The following is a 7,884-nucleotide window of genomic DNA, read 5'->3' on the forward strand; positions in this document are numbered from 1 at the left end:
CACAAATAAGTGGAGAAGGACATAATATATCAGGTTCATATGGTTACTATAATGGAGAACATGCTTTTGCGATAGGGTTATCAGGAACAAATAGTACATCTAATTTAGTATATAGGGCAAGTGGGTCATTAAATACAAGAGGAAATGTAGCATTAGGAGCAGGATTAGGATATCAATTTGATAATATTGTTACAAGAAGTAAGGAAATGTTAAAATTGCAAAGAAATGGAAATATTAATTTACTTGATGAGAAAGTTTATGAATTAGATAACGAAGTTAAGGCTCTTAAGGAAAATAATAAGAAATTAGAAACTAGAATTGCAGAGTTAGAAAACTTAATGCAAAAATTTATGGAAGATATAAAGAAATAGAATTGTTAAATTTATAACAATAAAGTAATTAGAAACTCAATACCTGAGTTTCTTTTTATTTTATTCAAATATGTAAAACCAAAATTTGAAAGTGAAAATCATCTTTGTTTTTTACTTGTAGACTTTATTGACAAAAAAGAGTGGGGGGGGTATAATGTTTTTAAAATCTTTGGGAAAGATAGACTTATATAAATAAAAAGGTAAAAAGGAGGCGTATTATATATCACAAAAGGTATATAATACAATAATGAATGAAAAAAAATAATCTAATTGGTATATTAGCTTTTATTTCGGTTTTATCTTATACTGATACAATTTATAGGCCAATATCTGGGAATATTAATGGTCCTAATAATTATGGAAATCAAAATAATAATTTCATAATTGGTGTTGATACTAAAAGTGATGGTACAAGAATAGAATTATCAAATACTTTTGAATCAGGAGTCAGTAATTCAATATTAATAGGAGCTAAAAATACAATAAGGACTAATGGGACAAAGGAGTCTGTAGCAATTGGATACAAGAATATTATTGAAGAGAGTAACTCAGTTGTTGTAGGAGCCTGGAATCATGTTAAGGGACACAATTCAACAGCAATGGGAATAGAATCAAATTCATTAGGAAAGTATTCTGTTGCAGTTGGAAGAAAAGCAGGAAGCAAGGGAGAAAATTCTATAGCTATGGGAAACTATGTTACAGCTATAGCTAAAGCTAGTTCAGTTTTTGGAATTATTTCAGAAGCAAAAGGAGAAGAGAGTTTAGCCGTTGGATATAAAGTTAATGCAGGGGGTAAAAAATCAACAGCTATAGGAAATAATAATACTATATCTAATGGTGAAAAATCTGTTGCAATAGGAAGTTATGCAAGAACTTATGGTGAAAATGCAGTAGCTATAGGGCATGATGTAAAGGCAGAGAAAGAAAACGCAATAGCAATAGGGAATGGAGCGAGAGCAGATTTTCAAAATTCAATAGTAATAGGTAATAATGCTCATGCAGAAAGATGGGATTCAATAGTTATAGGGGATAGTGCTAGAACTAAAACTAGGGGAACAATAGCTATAGGACAAAAAGCATATGCTAATGAAATAGAATCTATTGCATTAGGAAATGAATCTAAAACAAATTTTGTGGGAGATGTGGCTTTTGGATTTAAAGCACATTCAACAAGTAAGACAGGTAATAGGGGAGCTTCTTCAATTAATGCAGCAACGGCTATAGGATCATTATCAAAGGCTAGTAATAATAAAACTGTAGCTGTGGGTGTTAGCTCAAATGCAGAGGGAGATGGTTCTACATCTATAGGTGCTGATTCAAAAGCAACTATAGATAAATCAGTAGCATTAGGTTTAGAAAGTATAACAACAAAAGCAGTAGCAACAAGTAATTCTAAAATGAGTGGAATAACATTTGGAGAGTTTGCAGGAAAAAATCCTATTTCAGTGGTGTCTATAGGTTCTGTTGGAAAAGAAAGACAATTACAAAATGTGGCAGCAGGACAAATAAGCAAAACATCAACTGATGCAATAAATGGTTCACAACTTTTTGCAACTAATAGTGTTTTAACAGAATTAGCTAATTCAACTAAAACTATTTTTGGTGGAAATGCAACTATAACAACAAGTGGAAAACTTACTATGAGTAATATTGGTAATACTGGTAAGAATAATATTCATGAAGCAATAATAGCATCAAAAACAGAAGTAACTGCAAATAATGAAGAAGAAGCAAATAAGACAAAAGGAAATATTGTATTAACATCAAAAGATGATAAAGATGGGCATAGAAAATATAATGTTAAATTAAATGATAAAATAACTTTAGGAAGTAAAAATTTAATATTAGACGGAACTAATGGTACAATAACTGGATTAACAAATAAATCATGGAATCCAGGTAGTATTACAAGTGGAAGAGCAGCCACAGAAGATCAATTAAAGGTATTAGATGATAAGTTTAAATCATTAAATAATTTTGAATTTAATGTTAAAGCTGGACAAACTGGAACAGGAACAACTACAGGAACAGTAAAAGAAGAAAAAATAGTAAAAGATGATACATTAAAACTTAATGCAGGAGATAACTTAAGCATTAATCAAAATGGTAAAGATTTTTCATATTCATTAAATAAGGAACTTAAAGGTTTAAAAAATGCAGAATTTGAGGGAACAAATGGAAATAAGACAAAAATTACTGGAGATGAAGTATCAGTAAATTCTGGTAAAGATAAAGTATCATTAAGTAAAGATGGATTAGATAATGGTGGAAAAGTAATTAAAAATGTAGCAGAGGGGAAAGCAGATACTGACGGAGTAAATAAATCTCAATTAGATAAGGCTAAAAAGGAGTTAGAAGATAAATTAAATAAGGTTTCAAAAGAATCACAAACAAATATATCTTCTAGTGATAATAACCTTGTAATAACATCTAAAAAAGGAGCAAATGGAGAAAAAGAATACGATGTTAAATTAAATGATAAGGTTACATTAGGTAAGGATGGAAATAAAGTAGAACTTGATGGTACAAAGGGAGAAATAAAAGCAGGACAAGTAACAGTAGATGGGAAAAATGGAGTAGTTAATGGTTTAACTAATAAAAAATGGGATTCAAATAATATTAAGAGTGGACAAGCAGCAACGGAAAACCAATTAAAAGAGTTAGATAATAATCTTAATAAAGCAATAAATGATTTTGGATTTAATGTAACATCAGGACAAACTGGAACAGGAACTGCTAGTGGAACTACAACAGAAAAAGTAAAAAAAGATTCTACAGTAAAGTTTAATGCTGGAGATAATTTAGATATTAAACAAAGTGGTAAAGATTTCACTTATTCATTAAGTAAAGACTTAAAAGGAATGAATAGTGTTAAATTTGGTGAAAATGGTAAAGAAAAAATATCATTAAGTAAAGATGGACTAGATAATGGTGGAAAAGTAATTAAAAATGTTGGAGATGGAAAAGCAGATACTGACGGAGTAAATCTAAAACAACTAAAAGATAGTAGAACAGAAGTTAAGGCAGAAAATGGTTCATCTGTAGATGTAAAATCAAGTTATGATAGTGCTAAGAATAAGTATACATATACATTAGATGTAAAAGCAGATAATAAGACAATAATTAAAGATACAGATGGTAAATTAAAAGCTAATGTAGGAAAAATTAGTACAGAAGTAAATAATGATAAAATGGAAGCAAAAACATCTGATGGTGAACAAATAGCTAAGACAGGTGATGTAGTAGATGCAATAAATCGTTTAGGAAATAATACTATGTCATTTGGAGGAGATAATGGAAATACAGATGCCCAAAGTTTAAATAAAAATGGAGGACTGAAATTTAATATTAGAGGTTCAGATTACATTACAACAACTGCTAGAGGAAATGATGTTAATGTAGATTTATCAGATAAAGCCAAAAATGATATAGCTAAGGGAGTGGCAGCTAATAGTGGGGTAGCAAATGCAATAGCAATGGCTAATTTACCACAAATAAGTTCATTAGATGGATATAGACATAATATAGCAGGCTCATATGGTTACTATAATGGAGAAAATGCTTTTGCATTAGGTTTATCGGGAATAAATAATAAAGGAAATATAGTCTATAAAGCAAGTGGATCATTAAATACAAAAGGACATGTGGCATTAGGAGCAGGTATAGGTTATCAATTTGGAAGCTATAATAACAGTAATAATGATATAAAAGAAACAGATACAATTATTAATAGTTCTTTAGAAAAACTTAATGCTTTAAATCATAGATTAAATGAACAAAATCATAAATTAAATGATCAGAATAATAAATTAAACGAACAGAATAAAGATTTGAATAATAAAATTGAAAAACTTGAAGAAAGACTAAAAAATATTGAAAAAATTAAGTCAAATGAAGATGACCTATATACAATAAATGGATATAACCTAGGGATATCAGAACTAACAAGTTCACAAATAGATATACTTAAAAATATAGTAGAAGAATTAAATGCTAATTATAAGAATAGAAAGATATATATAACAGGATATACAGATAATGTATCAAATGAAAATCTAAATCTTGAATTAGGCTTAAAGAGAGCAAATAAAGTGGCTCAAAAATTAAGAGAGTTAGGATTAGATATGAGTATATCGATAAGAAAGGTAAGTTCATCAGGTTATAACAATATAGTGGAAACAAATAATAATTCAAATGGAAGATCTTCAAATAGAAGAGTAGAAATTGAGTTAAGATAAGATTATTTGATTAATTAATAAAGAATTATTGCTATTTATTAGTGATAGTTCTTTTATTTTATAAATAAATTAATTTGTAAAAACTTTTAATAGTTAAAATATAAGGGAAATATTGAAATATAATTATTCAATATAAATTTATTTTGATTTAAACTATTGACAAAATAGTGCGGGGGGGGGGGGTATACTTATGTTATATTATTTGTGAAAAAAATATTTTTATTTTGAAATTTTGGTATATATAAAAAGGAGGTGAATTACATAGTTGCGGTTACAACTATGTAAGGAGCAAATGAAGAAAAATAATTTAATTGCAGTTTTAGCTTTTATTTCTATTTTATCTTATTCTAAGAGTAATGAGAAAAATCCAGAAGTTAATACTGGAAATAACTTGAAAGTTAGTACAATTTTTGGTAATGATTCAAATTTAAAATTAGAAAAATCAATGATTGTAGGAGTAAGTTCGCTTACTAGTGATAAGGTAGAAATAGGTAAAGATTCTAAATCGGAAAGAGATAAAACTATTGCGATAGGATCAGGTGCAGTTTCAAGAGGGAAAGATGGAATAGCAATAGGGGTTGGAGCTCATGCTGGAGCTACTCCAAATTTAAGTAATGATATGATTAATGCAATAGCTATAGGAACAGGAGCAAAAGCAACAGCAACTGATTCAATAGCTATAGGAAATAAGGCAAATGCTAGGACTATCTATGGGATAGCAATAGGAACGGAAACTTCAACTGATGGAATAGGTGCAATAGCTCTAGGGTATAAGAGTAAGGCTAATTCAGACTCACTAGCAATAGGTAAAGAGGCAGAAAGTTATGGAAAAGGTATAGCGATAGGAGAGGGATCATATTCAAAACGTGGTAGTGTTGTAATAGGACATGAAGCAACATCAAAAGGAATATATGCTGGTAATAATGTAGCTATAGGAAGTAAAAGTACTATAAAAGAGGAGTTAGTAAATGCAACTGCATTAGGAAGTGGAGCTAGGGTAGAAGAAAAATATTCAACTGCACTTGGAGCAAATTCTGTAGCAAAAAATAGAGATAGTAGATTAGGCTATGATATGCTAAAAAATAATGTGGTTAATTTAGAAGATAAATTAACAGAATCAGATAAAGCACAATATGCTGCTTTAAAATCAGAATTAGAAAGAAAGATAGAAGAAAATAAAAAGGTTGAAAAAGAAAAAGAAGAACTTGTAAAAAAACCTTATGATGATAGAACAGAAGATGAAAAAAATAAATTATCAGAATTAAATGAGAAGATTTTAAAAAATAATAAAGAAATTAACGAGAAATATAAAGAGTATGCAAAACTAGTAAAAGCATGGAAAGCTACATATGGAGAAGTATCAATTGGAGATGCTGAAAATGGAATGACAAGACAATTAACTGGACTTGCAGCAGGTACAGATGATACAGATGCAGTAAATGTGGCTCAATTAAAATCTTTAGCTAAAAAATTTGATGATGAAAATCAAACATATTTTCATATTAATACAGAAAAAAATAAAGATACAGGTAATAAAGATACTAATTTAGGAAAAATTGGTGAAGCAGCAGGAGCTACAGGTAAACATTCAATAACGGCAGGAATGAATGCTAAGTCTGAGGGCGAGGGAGCAATAGCATTAGGACACGGTGCTAAATCTTCAAAAGATGATGCTATAACTATAGGAAGAAAAACTGAAGCAAAAGGAGAATCTGCAATAGCATTAGGAGTATCTTCAAAATCAGAGGGTAATCATTCAATAGCTATAGGTAAGAGTAGTAAATCATTAAAATTAGATTCAGTAGCATTAGGGCATTCATCTAGTGCAAAAGAAGAACGTTCAGTAGCTATAGGAGCATATTCATCTGCAACAAAATCTTCTTCACTAGCTCTTGGTCCATGGTCAAAAGCGTCTGCACAAGGTGCAATAGCTATAGGTAGTGGTTCTATGTCTAAAGCAAATAGTTCTATAGCAATTGGAGAAAATGCGAAAGTAGAAGATAAAGGAGAAAATGGTATTGCAATTGGTATAGGTGCAAAGACTTTAGATAGAAATGGTATAGCTATTGGAAAAGAATCTGAGGTTAAAGGAGAGAAAGGAATAGCATTGGGTCTGTATTCTAAAGCTCAAAGAGGATCAATATCTTTAGGATATAAAAGTGAATCAGATTTAGAATCGGTAGCTATAGGACATGAGTCTAATGCGTTTGGAGGTCGTTCTGTAGCTTTAGGACCTTATGCAGAAGCAAAAGAAAATAGTAGTGTGGCTATAGGACCTTATGCAAGAGCAAATGGTGACTCTTCAATAGCATTAGGATTAGGTTCACAATCTAAAGATTCAAGCAGTATAGCTATAGGAAGTCAAACTGAAAGTCTTGGAAGAGAATCAGTATCTTTAGGGTATAGTTCAAAAGCAATTATAGAAAAATCAGTAGCTCTTGGGTCAGAGAGTGAAACAACTAAAGCAACATCAGTAAGTTCTGCTCAAATAGGAACATTAACATATGGAGGATTTGCAGGTAATACACCTATTTCAGTAGTATCTATAGGTTCTGCTGGAAAAGAAAGACAATTACAATATGTAGCAGCAGGACAAATAACTAAAACATCAACAGATGCAATAAATGGTTCACAACTTTATGCAACTAATAATATTTTAGGTAATTTTATAGACACAACTAAGAGTATTTTAGGTGGAGATGCTAGTATAACTACAAGTGGAGAAAATGCTGGAAAACTTACTATGAGTAATATTGGTGGAACTGGTAAAAATACAATTCATGAGGCAATAAAAGAATTAAAAGGTAATATTACTGAATCAATAGCAAATTATGGATTTAATGTAATGGCTGGACAAACTGGAACAGGTCAAGTAAATGGAGCAAATTCAGAAAAAGTAGGAAAAGATAATACATTAAAATTTATTGCTGGAGATAACATGAGTATTACTCAAAATGGAAAAGAGTTTACTTACGCATTAAATAAAGTGTTGCAGAATTTAACTAGTGCAGAATTTAAAGATAGTAATGGAAATACTACTAATATTACTGGAAATGGAATGAGTATAAATTCTGATAAAGGAGATAAAGCTGTATCAATAAGCAAAGATGGATTAAACAATGGTGGAAATAAGATTACTAATGTATCAGACGGAACAGATGCTAAAGATGCAGTAAATAAATCACAACTAGATAAAGTAGAAAACAAAATAAATGAAACAAAAACAGAAATAGATAATAAAATAAAAGATATGGACAAAAAGATAGAGGACATAG

Annotated in this window: 3 protein-coding genes; all 3 read left to right on the plus strand. The window is 30.0% G+C overall.

Features of this window, described 5'->3' with window-relative positions; genetic code table 11:
* On the plus strand, positions 1–371 hold a 371-nt coding region (locus BT993_RS06440; protein ID WP_208600521.1), incomplete at its 5' end, for a YadA-like family protein.
* Between the two features lie 251 nt (positions 372–622).
* Positions 623–4,609 carry an OmpA family protein gene (locus tag BT993_RS06445; RefSeq protein ID WP_072593756.1) on the plus strand — a complete coding sequence of 1,329 codons (3,987 nt, stop codon included), beginning with the start codon at positions 623–625 and terminating at the stop codon, positions 4,607–4,609.
* A gap of 292 nt (positions 4,610–4,901) precedes the next feature.
* Positions 4,902–7,884: hypothetical protein (locus BT993_RS06450; protein ID WP_072593757.1), on the plus strand; the 2,983-nt coding region annotated here is incomplete at its 3' end.

Source organism: Streptobacillus ratti (genome assembly GCF_001891165.1).
Taxonomy (GTDB): domain Bacteria; phylum Fusobacteriota; class Fusobacteriia; order Fusobacteriales; family Leptotrichiaceae; genus Streptobacillus; species Streptobacillus ratti.